The 26,243-nt window shown below is 36.3% G+C and carries 24 protein-coding genes and 1 tRNA gene; 20 read left to right on the top strand and 5 right to left on the bottom strand.

Annotated elements, in window-relative coordinates; translation table 11 throughout:
* Nucleotides 1–8: 8 nt before the first annotated feature.
* Nucleotides 9–344, bottom strand: coding sequence for a DUF1516 family protein (locus tag AC6UD0_RS01505; protein WP_500707907.1), 336 nt, complete (start codon nt 342–344; stop codon nt 9–11).
* Between the two features lie 91 nt (nt 345–435).
* On the opposite strand from AC6UD0_RS01505, the gene AC6UD0_RS01500 reads away from it, so the two are divergent.
* The 7 genes from AC6UD0_RS01500 (at nt 436) to AC6UD0_RS01470 (ending at nt 9,831) form a co-directional block, all read left to right on the top strand.
* Nucleotides 436–506, top strand: a tRNA-Gly gene (locus tag AC6UD0_RS01500).
* A 220-nt stretch (nt 507–726) separates the two neighbouring features.
* Nucleotides 727–2,418: an arginine--tRNA ligase gene (gene argS, locus AC6UD0_RS01495; protein WP_500693641.1), complete on the top strand. Its 1,692-nt coding sequence runs from the start codon at nt 727–729 to the stop codon at nt 2,416–2,418.
* A 100-nt stretch (nt 2,419–2,518) separates the two neighbouring features.
* Nucleotides 2,519–4,633, top strand: coding sequence for a transglycosylase domain-containing protein (locus AC6UD0_RS01490; RefSeq protein WP_500693642.1), 2,115 nt, complete (start codon nt 2,519–2,521; stop codon nt 4,631–4,633).
* Nucleotides 4,634–4,686: 53 nt separating this feature from the next.
* Complete coding sequence (locus tag AC6UD0_RS01485; RefSeq protein ID WP_500693643.1) at nt 4,687–5,034, top strand: YlbF family regulator; 348 nt, start codon at nt 4,687–4,689, stop codon at nt 5,032–5,034.
* Between the two features lie 59 nt (nt 5,035–5,093).
* A complete protein-coding gene (locus AC6UD0_RS01480; RefSeq protein ID WP_500707906.1) occupies nt 5,094–6,305 on the top strand; it encodes a metallophosphoesterase family protein in 1,212 nt (403 codons plus the stop codon).
* Nucleotides 6,295–8,856: an AAA family ATPase gene (locus tag AC6UD0_RS01475; RefSeq protein WP_500707905.1), complete on the top strand. Its 2,562-nt coding sequence runs from the start codon at nt 6,295–6,297 to the stop codon at nt 8,854–8,856. The genes AC6UD0_RS01480 and AC6UD0_RS01475 overlap by 11 nt, the downstream gene beginning before the upstream one ends.
* Before the next feature lie 15 nt (nt 8,857–8,871).
* Nucleotides 8,872–9,831, top strand: coding sequence for a 3'-5' exoribonuclease YhaM family protein (locus tag AC6UD0_RS01470; protein ID WP_500707904.1), 960 nt, complete (start codon nt 8,872–8,874; stop codon nt 9,829–9,831).
* A gap of 36 nt (nt 9,832–9,867) precedes the next feature.
* On the opposite strand, the gene AC6UD0_RS01465 is transcribed toward AC6UD0_RS01470, so the two are convergent.
* The 3 genes from AC6UD0_RS01465 to AC6UD0_RS01455 all read right to left on the bottom strand — a co-directional run bounded on the left by AC6UD0_RS01465 (nt 9,868) and on the right by AC6UD0_RS01455 (nt 11,604).
* Entirely contained in the window at nt 9,868–10,749 is an 882-nt protein-coding gene (locus tag AC6UD0_RS01465) for a peptidylprolyl isomerase (RefSeq protein WP_500699534.1), read from the bottom strand.
* A gap of 120 nt (nt 10,750–10,869) precedes the next feature.
* Nucleotides 10,870–11,160, bottom strand: a complete 291-nt coding sequence (locus AC6UD0_RS01460) for a hypothetical protein (protein WP_500707903.1) — start codon at nt 11,158–11,160, stop codon at nt 10,870–10,872.
* Between the two features lie 3 nt (nt 11,161–11,163).
* On the bottom strand, nt 11,164–11,604 hold the full coding sequence (locus tag AC6UD0_RS01455) for an HIT family protein (RefSeq protein ID WP_500699532.1): 441 nt from the start codon (nt 11,602–11,604) through the stop codon (nt 11,164–11,166).
* Nucleotides 11,605–11,719: 115 nt separating this feature from the next.
* Here AC6UD0_RS01455 and AC6UD0_RS01450 point away from each other — a divergent pair, with 115 nt between their 5' ends.
* The 3 genes from AC6UD0_RS01450 to trmB are packed head-to-tail and all read left to right on the top strand — an operon-like array spanning nt 11,720 to nt 14,315.
* Nucleotides 11,720–12,457, top strand: a complete 738-nt coding sequence (locus AC6UD0_RS01450) for an ABC transporter ATP-binding protein (protein ID WP_500707901.1) — start codon at nt 11,720–11,722, stop codon at nt 12,455–12,457.
* Nucleotides 12,450–13,664 carry an ABC transporter permease gene (locus AC6UD0_RS01445; RefSeq protein WP_500707899.1) on the top strand — a complete coding sequence of 405 codons (1,215 nt, stop codon included), beginning with the start codon at nt 12,450–12,452 and terminating at the stop codon, nt 13,662–13,664. Before AC6UD0_RS01450 ends, AC6UD0_RS01445 begins: the two co-directional genes overlap by 8 nt.
* 9 nt (nt 13,665–13,673) lie before the next feature.
* A complete protein-coding gene (gene trmB / locus AC6UD0_RS01440) occupies nt 13,674–14,315 on the top strand; it encodes a tRNA (guanosine(46)-N7)-methyltransferase TrmB (protein WP_500699530.1) in 642 nt (213 codons plus the stop codon).
* Here trmB and AC6UD0_RS01435 read toward each other — a convergent pair.
* Nucleotides 14,312–14,644, bottom strand: coding sequence for a hypothetical protein (locus AC6UD0_RS01435; RefSeq protein WP_500693653.1), 333 nt, complete (start codon nt 14,642–14,644; stop codon nt 14,312–14,314). The two genes, trmB and AC6UD0_RS01435, sit on opposite strands and share 4 nt — an antisense overlap.
* An 82-nt stretch (nt 14,645–14,726) precedes the next feature.
* Between AC6UD0_RS01435 and AC6UD0_RS01430 the strand changes: the two genes are divergently transcribed.
* The 10 genes from AC6UD0_RS01430 to AC6UD0_RS01385 all read left to right on the top strand — a co-directional run bounded on the left by AC6UD0_RS01430 (nt 14,727) and on the right by AC6UD0_RS01385 (nt 26,241).
* Nucleotides 14,727–15,050: a thioredoxin family protein gene (locus AC6UD0_RS01430; RefSeq protein WP_500695722.1), complete on the top strand. Its 324-nt coding sequence runs from the start codon at nt 14,727–14,729 to the stop codon at nt 15,048–15,050.
* A 19-nt stretch (nt 15,051–15,069) separates the two neighbouring features.
* A complete protein-coding gene (gene ytpR, locus AC6UD0_RS01425) occupies nt 15,070–15,708 on the top strand; it encodes a YtpR family tRNA-binding protein (protein WP_500693655.1) in 639 nt (212 codons plus the stop codon).
* Nucleotides 15,709–15,752: 44 nt separating this feature from the next.
* A complete protein-coding gene (locus AC6UD0_RS01420) occupies nt 15,753–18,071 on the top strand; it encodes a DNA translocase FtsK (protein WP_500707898.1) in 2,319 nt (772 codons plus the stop codon).
* A gap of 77 nt (nt 18,072–18,148) precedes the next feature.
* Complete coding sequence (murC, locus tag AC6UD0_RS01415; RefSeq protein WP_500707936.1) at nt 18,149–19,480, top strand: UDP-N-acetylmuramate--L-alanine ligase; 1,332 nt, start codon at nt 18,149–18,151, stop codon at nt 19,478–19,480.
* Nucleotides 19,481–19,492: 12 nt separating this feature from the next.
* Nucleotides 19,493–20,194 (top strand): Bax inhibitor-1/YccA family protein, encoded by a 702-nt coding sequence (locus AC6UD0_RS01410; protein WP_500693657.1) that lies wholly within the window; start codon nt 19,493–19,495, stop codon nt 20,192–20,194.
* Nucleotides 20,195–20,287: 93 nt separating this feature from the next.
* Nucleotides 20,288–22,951, top strand: coding sequence for a DNA polymerase I (polA, locus tag AC6UD0_RS01405; protein WP_500707896.1), 2,664 nt, complete (start codon nt 20,288–20,290; stop codon nt 22,949–22,951).
* 12 nt (nt 22,952–22,963) lie between these two features.
* The gene (mutM, locus tag AC6UD0_RS01400; RefSeq protein WP_500707894.1) at nt 22,964–23,806 is read left to right on the top strand and encodes a DNA-formamidopyrimidine glycosylase; all 843 of its coding nucleotides are present in this window, start codon (nt 22,964–22,966) and stop codon (nt 23,804–23,806) included.
* The gene (gene coaE / locus AC6UD0_RS01395) at nt 23,799–24,392 is read left to right on the top strand and encodes a dephospho-CoA kinase (protein WP_500706594.1); all 594 of its coding nucleotides are present in this window, start codon (nt 23,799–23,801) and stop codon (nt 24,390–24,392) included. Before mutM ends, coaE begins: the two co-directional genes overlap by 8 nt.
* A gap of 17 nt (nt 24,393–24,409) precedes the next feature.
* The gene (nrdR, locus tag AC6UD0_RS01390; protein WP_500693661.1) at nt 24,410–24,901 is read left to right on the top strand and encodes a transcriptional regulator NrdR; all 492 of its coding nucleotides are present in this window, start codon (nt 24,410–24,412) and stop codon (nt 24,899–24,901) included.
* Nucleotides 24,898–26,241, top strand: a complete 1,344-nt coding sequence (locus AC6UD0_RS01385; RefSeq protein WP_500707893.1) for a DnaD domain protein — start codon at nt 24,898–24,900, stop codon at nt 26,239–26,241. Before nrdR ends, AC6UD0_RS01385 begins: the two co-directional genes overlap by 4 nt.
* Nucleotides 26,242–26,243 lie beyond the last annotated feature (2 nt).

The following is a 26,243-nucleotide window of genomic DNA, read 5'->3' as shown; positions in this document are numbered from 1 at the left end:
AGTAGTAATTATTGAATGAAAAACAAAAGCCCAATTGAGATTAAAATCGAAATCAGTGTCAATAAAATTACGTAGGGTTTTAAATTACCTTGGATTTTTCTCTGGTAACAAATATCAATGAAAGAAATCGCGACGATTGTCATTATAAAACTTAAAGAGACCAAATAGCGATGATCGCTAAAATGGTTCAGGGTAAAAACCACTTCACTAATCAACAAAAGAATGTAAAACGCGCGCGTATAGACGACACCCTTAATAATCTTTTTGTCTTGTTTACGCGTGATTCCGATTGTTAGTGAGATTAATAAAAGAATCCATAGTAAAGTAATTATGTAGATTAACATGATGTTTAGCCTCCAATCAAATTTTATCATACGGCTCTGTAGAAGTCTTGATGACAAGGGGTATAATTCATGATATAATTATACACGTATTGCGGGTGTAGTTTAGTGGTAAAATTTAAGCTTCCCAAGCTTACGTCGCGGGTTCGATTCCCGTCACCCGCTTTGGGAAGCTACCAACGATGAGAGTGTAGTACTAATTATAATTTCAAAGCAAATCTAAGTTGATGTGAGTTAGATAAATTGTGATTGGGAAGGCGTCCTTTCTAGGTATACAAATTTAATAATGAGTGGGTATTTCCAAATAGAGTGGTACCGCGGGTGATCTCGTCTCTTGCATTGATTTAATTAATGTAAGAGGCTTTTTATTTATGAGGAGGATATTATGGATTACAGACAACAAGTTGCAGACGTAGTTGCTGATGCAACTAACAACCAAATTTCAACGAGTGATATTTACGGAAAAATTGAGAAACCGAAAACTTCAGATAACGGGGACTTAGCATTTCCAACTTTCATTCTAGCTAAGGAGTTACATAAAGCTCCTCAACAGATCGCAAAGGATATCGTCAATAATGTTGATGGAAGTCAGTTTGATAAAGTCGTTGCCGTTGGTCCTTACGTTAACTTCTTCTTGGATAAAGGAAAAGTTAGTAAGCAAGTCATGTCAGAGGTTTTGACGGATAAAGAGCACTATGGTGATAATTACGATGGCAAGGATCAGACCGTGACCATTGATATGTCTTCTCCAAATATTGCTAAGCCAATGTCAATGGGACACCTTCGTTCCACTGTGATTGGAAATTCAATTTCCGAAATTTTAAGAAAAAATGGATATAAAACAATTAAAGATAATCATTTAGGTGATTGGGGAACCCAATTTGGTAAGTTAATTACGGCTTACTTAAAGTGGGGAAATGAAGAGGACGTAAAGCGTCATCCAATTCATTACTTAGTTCAGTATTACGTTAAATTTCATAAGGAAGATCAGAAAAATCCTGAACTAGACGAAGAAGCACGCGAATGGTTTAAAAAACTCGAAGATGGTGATCCCGAAGCTACCAAACTATGGAAGTGGTTTAGGGATGTGTCGTTAGAGGCTTTTAATAATACCTATAAAAAACTGGGCGTTAAATTTGATACCTATAATGGTGAGTCATTTTACAATGACAAAATGGATGAAGTGGTTGACATCCTAAAAAAAGATGGATTGCTTCAGGAATCTCAAGGAGCTCAAGTGGTCGATTTAAGTAACGCTAACCTAAATCCAGCACTTATCTTAAAGAGCGATGGGGCTTCTCTTTACATTACTAGAGACATTGCAACGGCGTTATACCGTGAACGGACGTATCATCCAGTCATGAATCTCTACGTGGTAGGATCCGAACAAACTAATTATTTCCATCAACTAAAAGCTGTCTTAAAAAAGATGGGCATAAAGAATGCGGACGGTGTTCATCATATCCCGTTTGGCTTAATTACGGTTAATGGAAAAAAGCTTTCAACTAGACGTGGGAATATTATCTTATTAAACAAGGTTTTAGATGATTCAATTACCATGGCAAAACAACAAATTGCTGAGAAGAATCCTGATTTACCAAATAAAGATGAAGTGGCTACACAAGTTGGGGTTGGTGCCATTATCTTTGGTGATCTTAAGAGTGAGCGAATCAATAGCATTGATTTCGTACTTAAAGACCAATTAAAATTTGAAGGTGAGACTGGCCCATACGTTCAGTATGCTCATGCTCGTGCTGAGAGTATTTTGCGGAAGTCTGGTAAAAAAGAATTTGATGAATCAGCAAATGAATTGACTGATGCAGGTGCTTTTGAAGTCATTAAGTTACTTCAGGCCTTTCCAGAAGTTGTAAAACAAGCTCGAAATGAATTTGAGCCTTCCGATATTGCTAAATATTCGCTAAGACTAGCTAAGTCATTCAACAAATATTATGCTCATTCTAAGATTTTAGCGGACGATGATGAGCAAGACGCCCGTCTCGACCTTGTCAAAAGTGTTGCGATTGTATTAAAAGAGTCGTTAAGATTGTTGGGAATTAAAGCACCCGATCAAATGTAGAATAAAGTGGATGTCAATTGACATCCACTTTATCTTTTAAAATCCATTAATGTCCATGTGTTACAATAGCATTTAATGATAAAAGGAGATTTGGACTTTTATGGATAACAACAGCAAAAGTAAGTCAATATTTAAAAGAATTTGGGGTTACTTCAGAAAATTCTGGCGTAGATTTCAAATTACGAGATGGATTATTGTAGTTGTTTTATTCGTTATCTTGGTTTTAAGTAGTTATTTGACGATTGTGGCAAAGACTTCGCACGTTCGTGATCTTCAGTCTAATTTATCAAAATCGACTGTGATTTATGATTCACATCACCAAGAAGCTGGCAAATTGTACGCACAAAAGGGTACTTACGTTCAGATGAATAAGATTTCAAAAAATATTCCTAATGCGATTCTTTCGACGGAAGATCGTAATTTCTATAAGGAACATGGCTATTCGGTTAGTGGTTACGGGAGAGCCATTTTACTTGCAATTAAGAATAGGGTACTGGGTCGTGACTACATTAGTGGTGGAGGAAGTACAATTTCGCAGCAGTTAGCCAAGAACACTTTTCTTTCCCAGCAACAAACTTTAACCAGAAAACTTAAAGAATTATTCATTTCAATTGAGATTGAGAACGTTTATTCAAAGAACCAAATTTTGACGATGTATATGAACAACGCTTACTTTGGTAATGGCGTGTATGGGGTCGAAGATGCCTCGAAGCGATACTTTGGGCAGTCTGCGGAAGATTTACCGGTCCAGGATGCAGCTGTGTTAGCAGGGATGCTATCGAATCCTAGTAATAATCCGATTGATCATCCGGAGGCGGCACGTCAGAGGAGAAATGTGGTTCTTGATTTAATGGCAAAGAACCATAAGATCACTAATTCAGAGGCAAAAAAATACCAAGCCATGCCGTTGAACACTAAAAATTCCTATCGTTCTACTAATGGGTATAAATATCCCTATTATTTTGATGCTGTTATTAATGAGGCTATCTCAAAATATGGATTAACTGAATCTGACATCATGAATCACGGGTATAAAATTTATACGAATCTAAATCAGCAACAGCAGCAAAGCTTTCAGACTGATTTTAAAAATCCTAATTTGTTTCCTAATGATGCTTCGGATGGGACCAAGGTCCAAGCTGCATCGGTTGCTTTGAATCCAAAAAATGGTGGGGTTCAAGCGGTTGTTGGTGGACGTGGTAAGACGGTTTTCCGTGGTTATAATCGTGCGACCGATATTAAACGTCAGCCTGGTTCGACGATGAAACCACTTGCGGTCTATACGCCAGCTCTTGAAAACGGGTATTATTATGATTCTGAACTTGAAAACCAGAAGAAATCGTATGGATCAAATCACTATACTCCGCATAATTACAATGATGTTTATACAGGAAAAGTTCCGATGTACCAAGCTCTAGCACAGAGTATGAACGCGCCCGCAGTTTGGTTATTAAATAAGATCGGAGTGAACAAGGGATACGATTCGGTTAAAAAATTCAACTTACCGGTCACGGATAAGGATAAGAATCTAGCATTGGCCCTTGGGGGCTTGTCCAACGGAGTTTCCCCACAACAAATGGCTGGTGCCTATACTGCTTTTGCTAATAAGGGGAAAATTTCACAGCCGTTCTATATTACTAAGATCGTTGATTCGACAGGGAAGACGGTCGTTGATAATGAACATCCAAGTTCAAAACAAATCATGTCTCCTTCAACGGCACGACAGATGACAAGTATGATGCTTGGTGTCTTTGATAATGGAACTGGTGTTGATGCTAAACCGAGCGGGTATCAAGTTGCCGGAAAAACTGGAAGTACTGAGGCTGATAATACTCCAGATTCCGATGCTACCAAAGATAAATGGATCATCGGATACACTCCTAACGTTGTGGTAGCAACTTGGGAAGGCTTTGATAGTACCAACTCTACGCATCATTTAGAGAATTTGACTGGGACCGACGTTGGTCCGTTGTACAAGACACAAATGCAACAAATTCTTCCGTACACCAAGGGAACCCAATTTGGTGTCCAAGACGCACAAACGGTGGCACGTGATGGTGATGAAGATAATGATACGCAGAATTCTAAACTATTTAAGGGTATTACTAATGATACTGGTAAAGTCGTTAAGGGAATCGTTAAAGAAGGTGCCAGTGGAATTAAAAAGGGTGCCTCAGAAGTTATTAGCGGTGCGAAAGCTTTACTAGGCCGATAGCTTCACGTATGTTAAAATATACACTGTAACAATATTTAAGGAGGAAAATAATTATGGCAGAAAATGATGTAATGAAAGACGCACAAACTTTACAGGATGCACTAGTAAAGACTGATGAATTTAAAGAACTCCAAGCCACATACGATGAGTTAAAGAAGGACAAAGATGCTTTTAAGACATTTAAGGACTTTCAAACTAATCAAAATGAATTAAGACAAAAGCAAATGGCTGGTCAACAAATTTCGCAAGATGATATGAAAAAAGCTCAAGATCTTGCCAATAAAATGAACAGTCTTGATATCATCAAAAAATTGATGGGTAAAGAAAAAGCAATGGGCAAAGTCATTGATGATGCTAATATGTTAATTACTAAGCCTTTACGTGATATGTATGAAGCTTAATTGATCGTTAATCGGAGCGCCCATTGGTGCTCCGATTTTTTTGTATGGGAGAAATTATAATGAAGTTTATTCATGCGGCAGATTTACATTTGGATAGTCCGTTTTTAGGAATCAGAGAGGATGCTACCACTCCGAGTAAGCTGTGGGACATTTTGCACGAGGCTCCATTCGATTCATTAAAGAAGATTATTGATGATGCCATTTTAGATGATGTTGATTTTGTTTTGCTAGTGGGAGATTTATTTGACAGTAGTCACCAAAGTGTCAAAGCCATTAGTTTTTTGATTAAACAGTTAGAACGATTGGATGAACATGATATTCCTGTACTTCTTTCGTTTGGTAATCATGATTATCAAAGTGAAGGTGCTAAAAATTTCAATTTTCCGGCTAATGTTTACGTATTTCCCAAAGAAGTGACGACGCACACATTGACTCTTAAAGACGGAAGAACAGTTGCTATTACAGGTTTTAGTTACGCTACTAGGAATATTTCAGATGATATTATCTCTGTATTTCCAGAACGTTCAAACGCTGACTACCAAATTGGGATGGTTCACGGTGCTATTAAGGGTGGCAACGACTCACAGTATGCACCGTTTACCATTAACGAAATGGAAAATTTGGGATATGATTATTGGGCATTAGGGCATATTCATAAGCGTCAGCAGTTAGGTCATCATCCTTTAATTGAATATCCGGGAAATATCCAGGGCCGTCATAAAAATGAAATGGGTGAAAAGGGGTACTTATTAGTCAGTGATGAGACTAATGGAGGTTTAAACGTTCAGTTTGAACCCACCTGTCCGCTCATTTGGTCAAATCTTTCAATGAATTTACGGGGAACTGACTCAGAAGAAGCGGTCGTTAATCAAATTATGGAGAAAATTGAGTCGAGTGATTTTTCCAAACTTAATTTATTGAGTGTGAAATTAAATATGAGCGAAGAAGCCAATTTTTCGTCAGAAGAATTGCTCGACCGGGTTAAGGAAAAGTTACAATATGATTTTGAACGATTTAATGCTTGGGTTTATGAAATTGACGTTGTTGATAATTCTGGGATGAAATTTAATGATCTAGATCAGAAATTCTGGGATGACACTAAGCATGAAGTTTATAATGAAGAAAACCTTAAAAATTTGGCGAAGAAGCTTTTTAAGCACTCTTACATTCGTGACAACTTTTTAAGTGATGAAGCCATCTCTAAATTACTTGATGAGAGTATGAATTTAATTACTAGTAAAACGAAAGGGAACGTGAAGGATGAGGATTAAAAAAGTTGAAGTATTCGGCTTTGGCAAACTTCATAATTTAACACTGAACTTTAAGGAGTTTCAGGTTATTTATGGAAGAAATGAGGCTGGAAAAACAACCCTCTTAAATTTCATTAAAGATGTTTTATTTGGCTTTCGGGACAGTCGGAGTAAGCGAGACTTCACTCCCAAAGATGACTATAAAATGGGTGGTCGTTTAACGGTTGAACAAAATGGAACTACTTATCTTGTTCAAAGAAATGAAGGTAAAAATGGTGGGTTATTAACCGTTTTTGATCAAAATAAAAATGAATTACCTGCTGGAATTTTGGATAAAATTTTAGGTCCAATCAATCGGGAATCATATGATAACCTGTTTTATTTTGGCAACGTTGATTTAAATGATATTTCGAGATTAAATCGTGAAGAATTGTCAAAACGAATCCAGCGTGTTGGGGTCGTAGGGATTGATAACTGGATTGAACTAGAGGACGAAAATCAGGAAAATGGTGGTAAGATCTATAAGCCGACTGGTAAAAAGCCTGAGTTAAACCGACTTTTAGTTGATCGAGAAAGATTGAACGCGAAAGTACATGAAGCCAGTAATGAATATCCCAAGTACCATGAATTGACCATTCAAGCTAAAAAAGAACAAGAAAAAAAGACTCAGAATCGCAATAAAAGAAATAAATTTTCTGAGCGATTAAATCAGGTTAATCAAGATTTAGCGAACTGGGATAAATATGCTCAATTAAGACAATTACAAGACGATAAATTAGCGGTTAAACACGGCTTTTCTGAGCATGACTTTGAAACATTTCAAGACATCCAAAATAAGATTAGTAATATTCAATTAGATGTTAAGAATGATGAACAAAACATTATTGATTTTAAGAATACGCATCAGGAATCCAATTCTGATTTGAAATTTTACAATGATAATGCTGATTTAATTCGCAATTTATATTTAGAACTGGACGGCCAAATCCAACAGGTCAGACGGATTGAACAGCTTGATCATGATATCAAAACATATCAGACTCGTTTGGCTAATGATGAATTTGATGCTGGTGGAAGTGAAAGTATTCCGTTTAATGATGATGAGATTGACAAAATATCGACCTTAATAGATGAGTATCAAAATGTAAAAGCACAAATAAACTATCAGGTTCATGCGATGCCCACAAATGAGAGCGGAGATAATTCGTTATCATTAATTGCTGATGCGGTTGGTCTAATAATTATTGGAATTGGAATTTTTATGGGTGGAGTAACTCTTCCTATTTTGGTGGTCATTGGGTTATTGTGTATTGGTTTTGGCATTTATCGTTATGTGCAAAAATCGAACCAACCAGTTAAAGAGGAGAATGATACTGACCATTTAAAGCGAAAATTGACTCAGATTGAGCAAGAGTTGGGTCAAATGGGAAACGAGCATCACATCCAGAGTATTCCATTTAACCAATGGACAAGTGCTTTACAAAACTCCATTAAACGACGTGACTTAGATCGTGATAGTTTACAGAATTTCATTGGAAACCAAAAGACAATGAATGAGAAGGTTGAGAGTTACCTCGATCGTTGGAATTTTGCTTCCAGTAAAATTGGTTTAAGTGATTCCGATAATGAAATGGTAGCGTTAAGTAAAATTAGACAGTTCATCTCAAATGTAAATGATCAAAAGCGAAATGCGGAACAGGTGAGCCATGAATTGAGTAGTTTAACTTCAATGGTTGATCGCCATCGTGAGCAGTTGAAAGAAGTAAGTGATCGGCTTGACCATTTCCTAAAGGAACGAAACGTTGCAAGTAGTAGTGATTTTAAAAAATTATACGATGAGCAGCGGATCGCTACGGATAAAAACAAACGTAAAGTGGAGTTAGAAAACTCACTTGATCAGACAATTGTTGAAAGATTACAAAAATACGATGATGTTAATCAGTTAAAAAAAGTGATTAATGATCTTCAGAAACAAATTGGACAGTTGGACGCAGATTTTTCCGATCAATCTGATCGGTTGGCGCAACTTAACGTGCAAATTAATCACATGGAAAAAGATGGGACGCTTGATTCATTGACCCAGGAATTGGCCAGTATGGATACTAAAGTTAACGAATTGGTTCAAAAGTGGTTGGTTTACCAGTTAACTAATCAATGGATTGAAAAAGTACTCGATGCCGCTAGTAGTGGAAGAATTCCTAAAGTTAGAAAGGATGCAGCTAAATTCTTTGAAACACTAACGGACGGTCATTATAGTAAAATTGATTATAATAAGAGAAGTATTACGGTTGTTAACTCTGATGGGGTTAAGTTCAAGGTTGAGGAACTTTCAAAAGGAACCATGCAGCAGTTATACTTATCGTTGGTTTTTGCGTTAACGTTGGCTTTTAGTGATGAATATCCAATGCCAATTATGATTGATGATGGTTTTGCTGACTTTGATCACTTTAGAACTGATAAGGCAATTGAATTAATGAAAGCTTTGGCTAAAAGCACGCAGGTGATTTATTTTACGGCTGATGATCGAATTAGACACGATGTAAGTGGCGATCATTTAATTGAATTAAAGTAGTGGAGGTGGAGTCAAATGAGCAAAAAATTGAAAGAATATCAAATGGATGAAGAAATCGATGCGTTTGTATTGGTTAAGTCGGCTGATACTAGAATTGCTAAGAACGGAAAACAATTCATTTCGTTTGTTTTTGAAGATAATTCCGGAGAGATCGGTGGAAAACTTTGGGGTGCCAGTAATGAGGATGTAAAGACTTTTAAAGCTGGTCAGGTCGTTCACATTAATGGCAAACGGGAAGCTTACCAGGGAAGTCCACAAATTAAGATTAATCATCTTCGACAAACAGAATCTGGTGAACCCAGTGATCCATCTAAGTTTATGCAACATGCTCAAATGACTCGTTCTGAGATGGAAGAATATATTGGTCAGACAATTTTCGAAATTATTAATCCAACGTGGAATCGAATTGTTCGGGTACTTCTTAAAAAGCACCAGGATGAATTCTTTACTTTTCCGGCAGCTAAATCGAATCATCATGCTTATGCAGGTGGATTAGCATTTCACACCATTTCGATTTTGAAGCTGGGAAAGGAAGTCGCTAAGCTCTATCCACAAGTTAATTCTTCACTTCTGTATGCAGGTGCCATCCTTCATGATTTAGGCAAGACTACTGAGCTGTCAGGACCCGTTTCGACATCTTATACTAGTGAAGGTGATCTGTTAGGACATATCAGTATTATTGATGGGGAAATTGTTGAAGCTGCTGACCAACTAAAAATCGATCAGCATTCTGAAGATTTATTACTTTTAAGACATATGGTGCTCTCACATCATGGGATTAAGGAGTATGGATCCCCGGTTACGCCTGAATTGCTGGAAGCGCAGATTCTCCATGATTTAGATGAACTTGATGCTTCAATTAACATGATTACTGGGGCTTTAAATGATACGGAAGCAGGATCATTTAGTAAACGAATTTTTGGAATGGATCGAAATAAGTTTTATAAACCTGATAAAAAAGAAAATGGTCAGTAACTTAAAAGTTACTGACCATTTTCTTTTTGTGATTGATTATTTCATTGGTTTTGGAGTTGATGTGTAATCAGCCAAGATGTTTTGTAAGTCTTTGTCTTGGATCTTTACATCTCCATCTTTAAGAACTTTTGAAACGACAGCGTGTAAGACATTACTATCGCTCATGCGTTCAGTTGCCAACTGGTCTTTTAATTCAGCTTTGTGATCCTGATATTTACCCTTGGAAGGGTGGTTGACCATTTGGATTACTTGGTACCCAGCTTTAGTTTTGACAGGTTCTTTGGTGTATTCACCATTTTTGAGTTTAAAGGCAGCATTTTTGAAGTTATTGTCAAGACTTGGATCCATATTATCGAATGGAGTCATCTTGCCGCCGTCTTTCTTGTTAGCATCAGTTGAGTACTTCTTGGCTAAGTCAGAGAATTTTTGACCGTTTTCTAAGCCAGAAATTACTTTTTCAGCGTCACCTTGATTTTTGGTGGTAATCTCATTAACGGTTACTTTAGGTTGATATTTCTTGAATTGGTTTTGCAAATCTTTGTCAGAGAAACTTGTGTTAGCAATCACAGCTTGCTTTAACAGAAGATTATCTTTGATTTGTTCTTTTAAACTTTTCTCAGTTAAACCTTGTTGACTGAGAAGGGTTTTAAATTGAGAACCATATTGTGACTTGTATTGGTTAAATTGGTCATCAACTTGAGATGATTTGACTTTATTACCATATTCTTTGTTAAGAACTTTGTTCAAAATCATAGTTTGGAGAACTGTTTTACCCTGTGGGGTCTTTTTCATACTATTGTAATATTGACTTTCTGTAATTTTACCACCACTAGTAGTAGCAACTGTTTTACTACCACAGGCAACCAGTGAAACACTTAAAAGTAATCCTGCAACTCCAACGAGCCATTTTTTCTTCATATATTAGCACATCCATTTCTTCAAAATATTAAAGTACTCAAGACATTCAGTACTCCATTTATTTTTAATATAACATATATTTGATGCAAATTAATATTTGGTCGAATAATTTAATTGAAATTAAATGTTATTTATTTCGTTAGATAAAAGATCAATTCTAGGCTTTAGCTGAAATTGGGCTTCCTGTACGTCACGATTAATACCATCTATTATTGGTTTTGCATCATTTAAAGCTTTTGTGAATTGGTTTAAATTTTGTTTAACTGAACTAGCTGAATGAAAAATGTTTTTAAGGTCGGCAGTGGTTACGTTATCTGTGGGATTAGACTTCTTTTTTAAAAGCAATAAACCAGTAAGTGACACACCAACTATTATTCCGGCACCAATTAAGCAAGCGGTCTTTTTTTTCATGAGTTAATCCTCCAATTGTTTGGTAATTGAATCAGCAACTTCTTGGTATTTAGTTTCATCATATTCTTTAGAATTATCAGAAAAGTTAATTGAAAAAGTATCATCTTTACCATAACGGGGAATTAAGTGAAAGTGAGCATGCGGAACAGATTGATAGGCAATTTTCCCGTTATCATTAACGATATTCATTCCTTTGATGTTTGGGTTAGAATTTTTGACCGCACGTGCAATTTCTGGCACTTTCGCAAATACTTTACCCGCTGTAGCGGAGTCAAAATGAAAAATATCTTGAATATGTTTTTTAGGAATCACCAGAGTGTGGCCAGGAGTTGTTTGGGAAATATCTAAAAATGCAAGAATTTCGTCATCTTCATAAACTTTATAACTAGGGATTTCACCCTTGACAATTTTACAAAAAACGCAATTTGGATCGTAATCAGTCATATAAATCTCTCCCTTCAAGTTAATCCAATTATACACTAACATTACCTGCATAATAAGTGATAGCAAGCAATTATGGTATACTGATTACAATAATGAAAAGAAATGAAGGGTAAATATGAGTTTGCAAGTAGAAGACTTGACTGGTGGCTACTCTAGTATGCCAGTCTTAAAAAATGAGACTTTTGATGTTAATGATGGCGAATTAGTTTCTTTAATTGGTTTAAATGGTGCTGGGAAGTCAACTACCATTAATCATATTATTGGACTCATGAAGCCATTTACTGGAACCGTTAAAGTCAATGGTTTGCAGATTGGTCAAAACATTGAAAAATACAAACAACAAATTGCATATATTCCGGAAATGCCAGTATTATACAAAGAATTAACTTTAAAAGAACACATTGATACTACTATCATGGCTTATAATTTGGATAAACAAGTAGCGTGGGAGAAAGCTAATCAGTTACTTAAGACTTTTCGGTTGGATAAACGACTTGATTGGTTTCCTGCCAACTTTTCAAAAGGAATGCGTCAGAAAGTGATGATTGTTTGTGCGTTCATTACTAATGCGTCGCTTTATGTAATTGATGAACCATTTTTAGGTCTCGATCCGCTCGCGGTCGATGATCTTTTGCAGTTGATTGAAGAAAAGAAGAGTAAGGGTGCCAGTATTTTAATGTCGACTCATGTTCTTGATACCGCAGAAAAGTATTGTGATCGTTTTGTGTTAATTAACAAAGGTGAGATTCAAACGGAAGGAACGATGGAACAGATTAGAAAAGAGTATCCAAATGATGGGAAGTCACTTTCAGATATTTATCTGTCTTTAGCAAGGGATGATAAAAATGAATAGGATTTTCCAAAAAAGGTTAAGCAATCATTTAATCGAAATGGCTAAATACCTTAAATATGTTTTTAACGATTTTTTTGTGATTGCGATTATGTTCTTTGTGGGTGGTCTGGGCTACGCTTACTCTGGATTTTTAAAGCAATTATCAGGCAATTTATGGTGGGAGCGCCCGATTGCGATTTTGATTTTACTAGTGGTGCTTCAACTTGGTGGACTGGCAACTTTAATCAAGTCCGCTGATAAGGTTTTTATGGCCCCTAGGGAATACCAATTTGCTGGTTACTTTAAGGGAGCATTTCTCTATAGTTTGTTTATGGCATTGCTGATTGATTTAGTAACGTGGTTTGTACTAATGCCATTTTTAAGCGTTTCGATTGGTTGGACAATTTCAGAGTTAATCGGGTTGTTAATCGTAATTTTGCTTTTGAAAACCGGTTGGATGTCATATCAAGTAATCAAACTCTATTTTCAGTTAAATCGACATGTAGTATTAGCCGGTGTAACTGAGTGGGTTATCCCCCTTATTATTCTAGTATTAGCATTGTATTTTAATGTTTTTATAGCTGCACTATTAGCATTAGTTGTGGCTGCATTGTTAATGTATGTCGCTATTCTAACCAAAAATAAGATCTTAAACTGGAACTATGCAATTGAACATGAAGATTCTCGTATGAATCGGATTTATCACTTTTATAGTTTATTCACCGAAGTCCCTGAACTTTCAGGTCGGATTCACCGCAGAAAATACTTGGATCCAATTTTTAAGTTGTTAAAAAAAGATCAAGGTCACGTCTATTCGAATTTGTATCTTCGATCATTATTAAGAGACAGTGGACCAGGTTCACTATACTTTCGCTTAATAATTATTGCCGTTATTTTGGTATTGATTATTCCTAATCAAATTATTGTTTCGTTAATGACAATTATTTTTGTTTATTTAGTCGGATTTCAGTTAATCCCATTTTATGAGCATTTTGAAAGTAATGTGTTTACCCATATTTATCCGGTTAGTCAGAAGATCCAGCTGACGGATTTTCGACAGATCATTCAAATTTTACTTTTGTTTGAATGCTTTATCCTCCTGATTGCAATGTTAATCGCCCGGATGTCGGTTCCTGTAATCTTAATAACGGTGGTAATTTGGATTGTTGAGGGATATGTCTTAACGATTCCCTATTTAAATAAAAAAGTTAAACAAATTAGAAACTGAGGTTAAATGATGAGAGTTAGAAATAAGCCCTGGGCAAATCAATTTATTTTAGATCATCCTGAATTAATTGTTGATGATCCAGAAAAATACATGGGAAAGTGGGAAACACGTTTTTCTAGAGACGCACCAATTTATGTCGAAATTGGTTGTGGTAAAGGAAAATTTATTACTGAAATGGCAGAAAAAAATCCCAATATTAATTTTATTGGGATTGAAATTCAAAAGTCAGTAATTGCAATGGCACTAAAAAAAGTCGTAAATAGTCGTTTAGATAACGTTCAATTGATTCATACTGATGGCGGCCTTGTGAACACCATTTTTAAAAAGGGCGAGGTTTCAAAGATTTTTCTAAACTTTTCTGATCCCTGGCCAAAGAAACGACATACAAAACGGCGACTTACCTCGCCGCGTTTTCTTAAGAGTTATCAAGACGTGTTACCTGACCAAGCTAAACTGGAGTTTAAAACTGATAATCGTGGATTATTTGAGTATTCGTTGGTTAGTTTGAATAATTTTGGGATGAAGTTTGAATCCGTTAATCTTGACTTGCATGCTAGCGATGCTGCTAAAGATAATGTAGAAACTGAATATGAAGAAAAATTTAAAGAAAAGGGCCCAATCTATAAGATTGTAGCCCAATTTGTTGATTAACTAATCGACTTTGTGTTTAAAAGTTGAACGTTATCGAGGTTATTTGTGGTCAAATCGAATGTAAATCCATATGATTTAATGTCATGGTTATCATCGTCTAAAATGTTGATTCCGCCAAGGAACTGGCCATCTTCGTTTTGGTTAAAGTCGATCCAGTAACCATACAACTCACTATTATCAAACTTTTTGCTTAATGTATCGGACAAGTGACGTCTAACCCGATCTTGGTCGCGTTCTTGCTTGAATTTAATAAGTGAATACAGCGAAACTCCCGCAATTACGGATCCAGTAATAAAAGCTAGTTTGTGTTTTATGATAATAAAAAGCATCCCTTCGATTGAATTTGTTGAATTTATTATATAACATTTTTAATACGAGTGGGTTATAATATTAATGTTTAGGAGGGATACGATGGAACAATTACCAGTAATGAATCTTAACGAATTAAAGCAAAAAATTAAGCATGGAAAGTACATCCTATTTTTCTCTGCCACATGGTGTCCAGATTGTGCGTTTATCAAGCCTGCTATGCCAGAAATTGTAAAAGATTTTCCAAACTATGACTTTATTGCAGTTGATCGGGATGAAAATATCGATTTAGCTAAGGAAATGAACATTTTTGGAATTCCAAGCTTCGTTGCCTTTGATAATGGGATTGAGACTGGTCGTTTGGTTAATAAAGATCGAAAAACCAAGGAACAAGTAGAAGATTTTATTAAATCTCTTCCACAATAAATTCGGAGGTGAGCTAAATTTGATGATCGCAAGTTATAATCCAAGCCAAATGGGTGATGTTTTGGTTGTCATTCTTGGAGAAGGATCGGAACCACAGAAAATATCAAAATCAAATGATATTGTTCAGATTAAAGATAAGAAGGGACACGTAGTTGGCTATAATTTTTTCAATGCCAGTGAGATTTTAGGGAACTTAAAATCAGAGAATGGAAAAGTTGATCTTTCAAGTAACGATGTTGAAGTTTTAAATGATGCGTTGAAAGAGGCTGGGTTTAAAACTTTCTTACCTACTAGTACCGAACCAAAGTTTGTGGTTGGCTACGTTGAAAAAATGGAAGATCATCCGAAGTCTGATCATCTTCACATAACTCAAACAAAAGTCCAGAATGGGGAAATGCTGCAACTTGTTAGTGGGTCTCCCAATATGAGACCGGGAATCAAAGTTGTCGTAGCGGAAGTTGGAGCCATGATGCCAAATGGACAAATTATTTGGCCAGGAGAGCTTCGTGGGGTAAAAAGTGATGGAATGATTTGTTCTGGAAGAGAATTAGACATTCCTAATGCACCCGATAAACCAGGAGCTTTAGTTTTACCCGATTCTTATGAAGTTGGGCAACCATTTGATTTTGATAAAGCAAAAAATCTTTTTGACGAATAGTTTCTATTCGTTTTTTTATACATAATTCTTTAAGGGTGATTAAATTGGAACATTATGATGGACCGGCATTTTATCGTAAATACTTTAATGGGAAAGTTCCCTTTAAGAGTAGCGATAAAAAAATCAATGATTTTCATAGAACAACAAAAAAATCAAATCAAGAAATTATCCGTAGTGACGATTCTAATGTTAAACAATCAGCCTATCAGTCTCGTTATCAACCAAAGTATCAGAGCGGATTTCAGTTGCGATTTAAAGATGATAAAAAGCACTATGTTGAGTCCCGAAATTCCTTAGTGGAAAGAACAAAAGAATTTACTCCGCGTTCCCGTAACCAAAATAGTAATTTCTATTCCGTTCATCAGTCAGTCGGAAAACCATATCAAGATGCAGCCGTTGAATTGGAGAAGAATGATGATGATTTTGTTCTTTATCTAAATCCTAAGGATCCAACTGCCGTTCCAGCTGATGATCTAGATTTATGGGAAAATGACGTTCAACCAATTGTTAAAGAAAATGTAAATAAGAATGAAAACATTGTGGATAACTCTAAGCCTGTGGATAACTCTGAAGATGATAAAGAATCTTCAGCCAGTAAACGTGAATTAGGCCACTCGCTCGCAGATATCTTTAAAGAGGAGAGTGGCTTAGCGGCTAATCTAGCTTTGTTTAGTGATGATAGAAAAGATAATGATGATCAAAACGCATCAGGTACGGTATCAAGTAATCCCACTTTAAGTGAATCGGATCCACAAGATAAGTTAAAAGAACCTGATGAAAGAAGCGATAACGAGAAGACGTCTTCTCCAATTGATAGTACTGATAAGCGTCAAGATGAGGAAAAAGCACTTCTTCAACCTGCTAACGAACTTACTGATTCAAAAAGTGAAACCACAACGAATCATAGGCATTTGGCCGACACTTCAAGCAATCAGGAGGGTCAGACTAATTATCAATTTCCTCGTCGTGACCTGCTTAATCCACCAATTTCGACTTCTGATGATGGTTTGAGTGAATGGATTGAAAAGCAAGTTAAAACACTTGATGATACATTAAGGGCGTTTGGGGTGCATGGTCACGTAGTCGATTGGACCGATGGACCGACCGTTACTCAATTTCAAGTTAAGTTGGAACTTGGTGTTAAAGTAAGCAAAATCACTAACCTAACTGATGATTTAAAGATGGCCCTAGCAGCCAAAGATATTAGAATCGAGGCTCCAATTCCTGGTAAGTCGACGGTTGGAATCGAGATTCCTAATCCAAAGCCTAGACCAGTGATGCTTTCAGAGATTCTAGATTCAAATGAATTTGAATCTAGTCATTCACCGTTAGAAGTAGCATTAGGGATGAGTATTGGTGGCGCTTCTAAGACTGCCGATATTCAAAAAATGCCACATGCTTTGATTGCTGGTGCAACGGGATCTGGAAAGAGTGTGTTCATAAACAGTTTGCTTGTTTCATTGTTGTATCGCAATTCGCCTCGTGATTTAAGGATGATTTTAATTGATCCTAAGGCGGTTGAATTAGCGCCATATAATGGGATTCCACATTTGTTAACTCCGGTTGTTTCAGATCCGAAAGAGGCTTCCGCTGCTTTAAAATGGGTTACTGAGGAAATGGACAACCGTTATGAGCGATTAGCTGCTGCTGAGGTAAGAAACTTAACTCAGTATAATCAAGCGGCACATAAAAATGGCCGTGATGCGGATAAGTTGCCTCAAATCCTAGTTGTGATTGATGAACTTGCTGATCTAATGATGGTTGCATCAACAGAAGTCCAAGATTATATTGTTAGGATTACACAAAAAGCTCGGGCAGCTGGGATTCACTTGATTGTTGCTACTCAAAGACCGAGCGTTGATATTGTAACTGGGACCATTAAGAATAATATTCCAACACGAATCGCCTTTATGGTTTCAAGCCAGATTGATTCAAGAACAATCATTGATCAAAGCGGAGCTGAACGACTACTCGGTAAGGGAGATATGCTTTATCTGGGTAGTGGTGCCAGTCAACCAGTGCGACTTCAGAGTGCTTTTGTTACCAACCAAGAAGTTGAGCGAGTTTGTGATCAAGTTCGAAGTCAGGAAACACCAAAGTACGAGTTTCAGCCCAAATCATTGCTTAAAAGTGCAGAACAAGCTCAACAACATGATGACTTGTGGAAGTCAGTTTTGAGTTATATCGCAGATGAAGATGGGATTTCAACTTCAAAATTGCAACGAGTGTTTTCCATTGGATACAATCGTGCTGCAAGTATTATTGACGATTTGGAGCAAAATAATTTTATTTCAGGTGAGCATGGCTCTAAACCGCGAGATGTTTATTTGACGAAAAATGAACTTGCTAAATTGAATATTTAAATTTTTAGATTTTCATTACTTTAATTGGTATTATTAAACCAGACAATAAAAAGGGGAATTCCAACTAAATGACTAACATAAATAAAGACACTACTTATTTTTTTGTAGGAATTAAGGGTACCGGAATGAGTGCAATGGCACTCATTCTCCATGATCGCGGTTGTAAGGTCATGGGTTCTGACATTGAAAAATATACCTTTACTCAGCAAGGATTAGAAAATGCTGGGATTAAGATTGAACCATTCAATCCTGATAACATTAAAAAGGGAATGACGATTATTAAGGGGAATTCTTTCCCTGATACGCATCCGGAGATTGAAAGAGCCGAAGAGTTAGAATTAAAAATTTATAGTTATCCTGATTTCTTGGAAGAATTAATTGAGGGGTACACGAGCATCGGAGTATGTGGTGCTCACGGAAAAACCAGTACCACTGGACTACTTTCTCACGTATTAGGCGGGATCGCACCAACTGATTATCTGATTGGTGATGGATCTGGGAAAGGAACCACTGATGCGCGTTTCTTTGTCTATGAGGCCGACGAGTATCGCCGCCATTTTCTGGCAACTTATCCGGATTATGCCATTATGACTAACATTGATTTTGATCATCCGGATTACTATACCGGAATTGAGGACGTTTTTGACGCTTTTCAAACCTTTGCAAACCAGGTTAAAAAGGCTATTTTTGCTTGGGGCGATGATCAGAATTTACGGAAGTTAAAAGCTTCAGTTCCAATTTATTACTATGGAACTAGTGATGATGACGATTTTCAGGCGGTGGACATTAAGCGAACAACTGCTGGATCGACTTTTCACGTTAAATATGACGGAAAGGATCTAGGGGAATTCAGTATTCCTTTGTATGGAGAACACAATGTCTTAAATTCTTTGGCGGTAATTGCCGTTGCATATTTTGAAGACGTTAATTTGGACGAAATCAGACGTGAACTTCAAACTTTCAAGGGGGTTAAGCGTCGTTTTTCTCAAGTTAAAGTTGGCGATATGACAATTATTGATGATTACGCACATCATCCCTCTGAGATTAAGGCTACTTTAGATGCCGCTAGACAAGAATATCCCAATAAGGAGATCATTGCTGTTTTTCAACCCCATACTTTTAGTCGAACGATTGCCTATCTTGATGACTTTGCTAAAACGTTAAGCAAAGCAGATAAGGTATACGTTACTAAAATTTATAGTTCTCCAAGAGAAAAGTCGGGACACGTTAAGAGCGAGGATTTGGTTAATAAAATTACCAAAGATGGTGGCTTAATTGAGGAAGAAAACATGTCTCCACTGTTGCAATATCACGATGCCGTGGTAATATTTATGGGTGCTGGAGATATTCAAAAGTACGAAAGATCCTATGAGGAATTGTTAAGTCATTTAAGTAAGAAGGTTAATTAAAGGAGAATAAAAATGAATAATTTTGATGGAGAAAGTGGTCGTCGGGTAGTTGGCGATAATGCTGGACTCAACGCGTTTTTTACCAAAGTATATGGGATTATGGGAATTGCGGTTTTAATTTCTGCTATTTCTGCGTATTTAAGTAGTGTTTTTATGCCAAACATCAGTAGTGGAGCCTCAGGATTAGTAATTTTAATCGTTTGGTTCATAATTTCCTTTGTGATTTCGGGATTTGCACAAAGTAATCCGACGTTAAGCTTTATCGGATTATTGGTTTTCTCGGTTTTAACAGGGCTTTCACTTAGTTACATTTTCATTGCCTTTAATCTTGGTACCATTGGAGCAGCGTTAGTATCCAGTGCTAGTATTTTCTTGGTAATGAGTGCAATTGGTTTCACTACTCACAGAGATTTAACCAAGTTAAGCACGCAATTGTTTGCAGCATTAATTGCTTTAATTATTGCGATGGTAATTAACTTATTCTTGAGAAATCCATGGATTGAGTTATTTATTTCAGCCGTTGGGATCATTATTTTTACTGCGTTGAGTGCTACTGATACACAAAACTTAAAGAAAATGTACATGCAGTACTCTGGTAACATTAATGTAAACGGACTTGCAATTTCTGGGGCACTTCAGTTGTATCTTGATTTTCTAAACCTATTTACATTTCTTCTTGAGGTCTTTGGTATTTTTGGAAATAATCGAGATTAATAAAAAAACATGGTCGATTGACCATGTTTTTTTTCGTAATTGAACTGATTATAAGTGTTAAAATAATAGTAATTAATTCTAAAGGAGAATTTTATGGCAGACAAGAAATTATTATTAATTGACGGAAATTCTTTAACGTATAAAGCATTCTTTGCGTTATTTACTTCCTTGGAACGTTTTACCAATGAAGACGGATTGCACACCAGTGCGATCTATGGTTTTAATCGAATGCTAGATGACATTTTAAAGGATGTTCAGCCAACGTCAGCTCTTGCCGCTTTTGATGCAGGTAAAACAACCTTTAGAACCAAAATGTACGAAGATTATAAAGCCGGACGGGCAAAAATGCCCAACGAATTACGTGAACAATTCCCGTTTGTAATGGATCTGCTCCATGATCGGGGAATTAAAACCTATGAATTGCAAGACTATGAAGCTGACGATATTATTGGGACGCTTTCAAGGAAAGCGGCTGATGACGGCTATCAAGTTACTATCATAACGGGAGACCGTGATCTTACCCAACTTTGTTCGGATAAAGTTACCGTTGCGATTTCAAAGAAGGGTGTGAGTGAAATTGAGAAATACACGCCAGACTTTGTAAAAGAGACGATGGGAATTACTCCTAGACAGATTATTGACGTAAAGGGTCTTCAGGGAGACAACTCGGATAACTATCCGGGTGTTGAAAAAGTTGGTCCAAAGACCGCGATCAAGTTAATTCAAAAATTTGATAGTATTGATAATCTTTATAATCATATCGATGAAGTTTCTGGTAAAAAATTGAAAGAGCATTTGATTAAGGATAAAGACCAGGCATTTTTGTCTAAAAAATTAGCCACCATTGACTGCAATGCTCCCCTCACAATTTCATTATCAGATTTAAAGTATGATGGTCCCGATAATGATAAGTTAGTTGATTTTTATAAGAAAATGAACATGAAATCCTTTTTAAAGGAAATGGAAGGATCAGAGAGTCAGTCGGCTGAGAAACTTCCAGATGTTAAATATACGATTTTAAATAAAGACAATTTAGCCGAGTTAGATCACTTGTCAGAAGATGTTGTCTTTAACATTGAAATGTTGGATGAAAATTACCATACTGCTCCATTTGTTGGTTTTGTTATTGGGGATAAGGATCATTGGTTTGTAAGTAAGGATATTGATCTTTTAGATGATCCGAAAATAAAAGGCATTTTAGAAAATCACGATATTAAAAAAAATGTTTTCGATGCTAAAGCGCAAATTGTGGCTGCCAATCGCGAACATATTCAGTTAAATAACGTTGATTTTGACATGTTATTAGCTTCATATTTACTGAATACCCTTGATAATAGTAATGATTTGGCTAAAGTGGCTAATCGGCACGGATATTATGGGGTTAAACCGGATAGTGAGGTTTATGGAACTGGAAAGAAAAAACAGCTGCCAGAAAATGATGAGACTTTTTTTGCTCACATTGTCAGGAAAGCATTGGCAATTAATGATTTAAAAGATAAAATGATTGATGATTTAAAGAAACACAATCAATTAGATTTGTACCGTAACATAGAAGTTCCATTGTCTTATGTGCTAAGTGCAATGGAGATTGAAGGAATTACGGTGGACGTAGATACCCTCGAAGCATTGAAGAGTAAATTTACTGAGCATTTATCAGAAATTGAGCAGTCGATTTATCACGAGGCTGGAGAAGAATTCAACATCGGGTCACCAAAGCAGTTAGGTGAAATCCTGTTTGATAAGTTGAAATTACCAGTTGTGAAAAAAACCAAAACAGGGTACTCTACGTCGGTTGATGTGTTAGAAAAAATTGCGGGTCTGAATCCGATTGTCGATAATGTCCTGGCGTACAGGCAACTGTCAAAATTGATTTCAACTTATATTGATGGAATCAAAAAAGACATTTATTCTCGTGATCATAAAGTTCATACTCGTTATCTGCAGACCTTAACTCAAACTGGAAGATTGTCCTCGGTTGACCCAAACCTTCAAAATATTCCAGTTCGAACTGAAGAAGGTCGCAAAATTCGTGAAGCGTTTGTTCCTCGTCATAAGGGATGGCAACTATTTTCATCGGATTATTCTCAAGTTGAATTACGTGTCTTAGCTGCCATTTCTGGAGATAAGAACATGCAGGAAGCTTTTAAAAATGGGGAAGATATTCATGCAGCGACCGCACGACGGATATTTGAACTTCCAAGCAACGAGGATGTTACTCCCGAGTTGAGAAGACAAGCAAAAGCTGTCAATTTTGGGATTGTCTATGGAATTAGTGCTTATGGACTTGCTAAAAATACTGGCATATCACGAAAACGGGCTCAAGCATTTATTGATAAATATTTTAAGGAATATCCAGGGGTCAAAAAATACACCCAAGATAGCATTAAGTTCGCCGAAGATCATGGGTATGCTGAAACCATCATGAAACGTCGACGCTACCTGCCGGATATTAATTCTAAGCAATTTCAGAAACGTTCGTTTGCCGAAAGAACGGCAATGAACTCCCCCATTCAGGGAAGTGCTGCCGATATTGTTAAAGTTGCAATGATCAGAATGCAAAAAGAACTTAAGAAACACGGTTTAAAGGCCACAATGTTACTGCAAATTCATGATGAACTAATCTTTGAAGCACCAAAAGAAGAGATTCCAATTTTAGAAAAATTAGTTCCAAGTGTTATGGATTCTGCGGTTGATCTGGATGTACCGCTAAAAGTTGAAAGTCATTACGGACCAAATTGGTATGATATAAAAAAATAATGGGGTGTAGGAATGCCTGAGTTACCTGAAGTTGAAACGATAAGAAGAGGGTTAACCAATCTTGTACAGGGTAAAAAGATTGTTTCCGTGGATGCTTTGTATCCAAAAATGTTGAATTTACCAGTAAAAGAATTTGAAGATTTGTTAGCTGGTAAGGATATTTTACAAATTGATCGGAGGGGTAAATACCTCTTAATCCGGCTAAGTGACGATTATACTTTAGTTTCTCACTTACGAATGGAAGGTAAATATGATGTGGTACCTGAGGGTACTGAGAATCAAAAACATACTTACGTTGTTTTTCATTTAAGCGATGGTCGAAAGCTTCGTTACAATGACACAAGAAAATTTGGAAAGATGAATTTAGTTAAGGATTCTCAGGTTTATGATTTGTCAGGATTGAATAAAATTGGACCGGAGCCAACTGAGAATGATTTAACGTTTGATTATTTAAAGAAGCAACTGCATAAGTCTCACCGAAAAATTAAGGCATTTTTATTAGATCAATCTAACATTGCTGGGATTGGGAATATTTATGCTGATGAAAGTTTGTGGTTATCTAAGATTCATCCGGAACAGGCTACTAACTATTTAAGTGATCAGGAAATTGAAACTTTAAGGGAAAACATCATTAAAGAAATTCAGTTAGCTATCAAGGGTCATGGAACAACGGTGTTTACTTATAAAAATGCCTTTGGTGAAGAGGGCAGCTTTCAAAATCATCTTCATGTTTATGGTAAAAAGGGACAATCGTGTGAGCGTTGTGGAACTACTATTGAAAAAATCAAGGTTGCACAAAGAGGTACTAGTTTCTGTCCTCATTGTCAAAAAGTTCATGGTGATCTAAGTGAGTAAAGTTATTGGATTAACCGGTGGAATTGCAACCGGCAAATCGGCTGCAAGTGATTATTTAGTTACTTTAGGGGTTTCTACATTAGACCTAGATTCCATCACACATGAATTGGAACAAGATAATCGTGAGTTAATTCATCAAATTAGTGAGCAGTTTGGCAGTTTAGTGATTAAAAGTAACGGGCAAATTGATCGAGGTGTTTTGGGTAAGATTGTTTTTTCAAATCGTGATGGTATGAAAAAGTTAGTCCAAATTGTTAACCCATACCTTTTTCGTGAAGTTAATACTCGACTAAACAAGTTACAAGACCAACGTTTGGTGATTTTAAACGCTCCCACCCTTTTTGAAAATGGATTTCAGATTTTAACTGATGCTAATCTGATGGTTACGTGTGATCCAATTGTTCAACTGCAACGGTTAGTTAGAAGAAATGATATTTCAATAAGTCGAGCTAGTAAAATGATTGGTGCTCAATGGGCACAACCAATAAAAGCACGACTGTCTGATTGGTGTATTGATAACTCTGGCACTTTCGATCAATTGAAGTCGTCGGTTAAAGATTGGTATGATTTAGTAAGTGTTATGTAATTAGTGAAGGTGAAAAAATGCAATGTCCACGGTGTCATCATATCGGTTCAAAGGTTTTAGAAAGTCGTCGAGTCAAAGATGGTGAAAGTATTCGTCGAAGACGGGAATGTGAAGAATGTGGATTTCGGTTTACGACATTTGAAGTGATTGAATCAAGCCCCTTGTTAGTTGTAAAAAAGAACGGTGATCGAGAAGAATTCAATCGTTCTAAGATTTTGCGTGGAATTGTCAGATCATCTGAAAAGCGTCCAGTTTCGATGGAACAGATGAACCATATTGTTGATAAGGTTGAAAAAATAGCTTATGACGCTGATGATGGCAGCCATGAAGTGGCTAGCCAAACTATTGGTGAGGGTGTTATGAAAGGACTAAAAGAAGTTGACGAAATTGCTTACATTCGGTTTGCAAGTGTTTACCGCCAATTTAAGGATATGTCAGTCTTTTATAATAAACTCAAAGAATTAATGGATGATGAAGACGAAAATAATGAGGATAAGAATAAAGAATGATCAACGGAATTAATCCTAAAACTGATTTTAAAGTTTATCGATCACAGCCCATTAGTGATGTTGAACGTCATTATGTCGATTTGTTGTACATGCCCGTCATTGGTAAAAATGCATATGCCTTATACAATTGTTTATGGTTAATTGATGATGAGAAGCACGTTAATTTTGAATTAATGTCTGATCTTAGCATTGATGCCAAAGAACTAGATGATTCACTTATGAAACTTGAAGGATCGGGTTTGCTTAAGACGTATGTTGATCATTCTTTTGAAAGCGACTTGTATGAGTATCAACTTTTACTGCCACTTAATCCTGACCAATTCTTTAGTGATAGTCTTTTGAGTCTGTTATTACTTGAAATGGTTGGTGAAGATCGCTATTTACAACTTTCAGATGAACTCTTACCAGAACATTTTGATTTTAGTGGGTTAGATGATCAAACTCGTAATTTCCTGCAAGTATTTTCAGTTAATAATGAGAAAGTAAATGACCAACCAAGTGTAATCAAGGCAGTTCGACACAAGATTAATGTAAAAAAAGATTCCTTTGATGATAAGCTTTTAAATGATCAGTTTGACTTTAAGCTATTGATGAATATTTTGGATAAGTCCTTTGTCGAAAATGAAAGTGTTAAAAAGTATGAGACACTCTTTAGTAACACCAACCGATTATATGGAATTGGTGAACTTGAGATGGCACAATACATTGAGAAGGCCAGTAACTTGGTTAACAATCGGTTTGACCCTAAAAAGTTTAAGATATTAATTTCTAGACGAAATCAAATAAAGGCTCCAGCAGAAAATCAATCCAATCAAAACCATGTCCATGAGGCAGACAAGTTACAAAGTAAGCTAACGACCAAGGAACAGCAATTGGCCCAAATTGCTGATTCTTCCGCTCCAGTAGAATTTCTTGATTCTTTAAAGAGTGAAAAAGGTGGTTTTACTACTTCCGCTGAAGAAAGGATTCTATCTGAACTTATTAATCGCAACACTTTAAGTAATGGAGTTATCAATATCCTTGTTTATCACATCTTGATTGACGAGGGTAAACCTACCATTAATAAAAATTTAATTGACACCATTGCAAATGATTGGGCGCAAAGAAAAATTAATAGTGCATCAAAAGCGATTGACGATATTAAGCACCATCAGGAACAGGTTACTGAAAGTAAAAACAATCGACAAAGAAGATACCGAAGGCGTACAAATGTCAAAGAAACATTGCCTGACTGGGCTAAGGAAAATAAAAGTCGGGATAATGAAAAAATTTCGACTACTCAGCGAAAACGAATTGCTGAGAAATTAAATTCATTAAATAAAAAGTCTGGGGATGAGTAATC

The sequence above is a fragment of the Fructilactobacillus sp. X7R9C1 genome, assembly GCF_059901005.1.
Note: the sequence above shows the minus strand (reverse complement) of the source record. Positions and strands in the feature narration are given on the sequence as shown.